This is a genomic window from Microbispora sp. NPDC088329 (assembly GCF_040685655.1).
Lineage (GTDB): Bacteria > Actinomycetota > Actinomycetes > Streptosporangiales > Streptosporangiaceae > Microbispora.
Genome location: NZ_JBFBIP010000065.1, coordinates 1 through 1,589, shown reverse-complemented (window position 1 = coordinate 1,589; position 1,589 = coordinate 1). Strand labels below are relative to the sequence as shown.

General features: G+C 72.3%; 1 protein-coding gene and 1 pseudogene. Both read right to left on the bottom strand.

Going from position 1 to position 1,589, the window contains the following annotated elements; genetic code table 11:
* Positions 1-236 (bottom strand): roadblock/LC7 domain-containing protein (locus AB0O28_RS39805; RefSeq protein WP_363648223.1); only part of this gene is annotated, 236 nt, incomplete at its 3' end.
* Positions 237-244: 8 nt separating this feature from the next.
* Positions 245-1,589: pseudogene (locus AB0O28_RS39800) on the bottom strand (hypothetical protein); the annotation flags it as partial.

Here is a 1,589-nt window from a genome sequence, read left to right as displayed (position 1 = left end):
ATCTCCACCACCGTCTGCGTCACCGGGCCACCCTCGAACACCCGCGAAGCGCCCTGCGTCAAACTGATCAACCCGGCCGCCACCGCCGCCAGCTGATCCGCCCGGTCCTTGGGAAACCCATCCGAAAACGCCAGAGGCAACCCATCCGCCGACACCACCACGGTGTGCGCCACACCCGGCACGTTGTTCACAAAGTCCGTGATCAACCAGTTCAGGCCGCGCGCGGCCTGGCTCATCTCCCTCATCAGTCCTCCTTCTCACTGTCCTGGGCATCGGGCCTGCCCAGGGCCGCCGCCCCGGGATATCCCTGGTCCTCCCCGGCCTCCCCACGAGCGACCGCCCGGCCCTGCCGAACGCCCTGCTGGAAACTGGAGAGCCTGCTGCGCACCCGCTCGGGCGAGAGCACGGGCGGAGGCGACGGCGGGGAAGCCGGCGCCGCGGCGGCGGGCTCCGCTGAGCCGGTGGGAGCCGTGGCCGAGCCGGGCACCAGGTTGGCCTTCGGCACCCGCTTCGGCAGACCGGACGAAGTCACCCCGCCCAGGGCCGGCTCGCTGGCCGCCTTCGCCGCCTGCCAGCCGACGTCCGCCGGGGACGACCAGGCGTTGCTTTCCACACCGGTCTCGCCGTCGGAGTCGCTCTTGTCCCCCGGGACGTCGACCTTCCTGAACCAGTCCGACTCCACCGCGGCGAAGATCGGAAGGAACTCCTCCCCCGACTCCAGCGGCGAGGTCCGCACCACCGGCAGCGGGCCGGTATTGTCATCGCCCTCGAAGGCGCCGCGACCCGTCTGTCCGGGCCAGCCGGCGGCGCCCTCCTGCGGGGTGCCGGGCCAGGAACCACCCCCCGGCGGAGGCAGATGACCAGGCCAGGGCGTGTCCACCGGAGCCTCGCCGACATGACCCCGGCTGAAGGGATTGGTGTCGAACGGGCTGGAATCGAACGGCCCCGAATCGAACGTCGTGCTCTCGAACGGGTCTCGCCCGGACGCCGTCTTCTCGGACGGCGCGTCGAACGGCGCCTTGTCGAAGGCCGCCCGGTCGAACGGCCCGGACTCGAACGGGCTCCTGGCGAACGGATCGGGCTGCTGCCCGCCCTGTCCTGCCGCGCCCTGTCCTGCCGCGCCCGGGCCGAAACCGCCCGTGTCGAAGGGGTTGCGGGCGAAGGGATCGGACTCGCCCTGACGCCCCTGGCCGCCCGTGTCGAACAGGTTGCGCGCGAACGGGTCGCCGCCCGCGCTCCGGCCCTGCGGCGGCTCGAAGGGGTTGCGAGCGAACGGATCGGGGTCGAAGTCGACGGTCTCCCGCGGGAAGGACTCGAACGGCCCCCGTTCGAAGGGATCAGCACCCGGAGCGCCCACACCCGGCGCATCCGCACCGAAGACCGGAGTACGCGGCGGGTTCTCGAACGGCGTCGGGCTGGCCAGAGCCGGCGCCCCACCGAACACCGACCCACCGAACTGCGGACCCGCCCCGGCCCCCGGCATCGGACTGGCCAGCTCCGGCTGCGGCACACCCGGGAACGCCCCACCGGCATTGGCCAGCAACGCCTCGGGCAACAACACCATCGCCGTCAGACCACCCGTGTCCTGC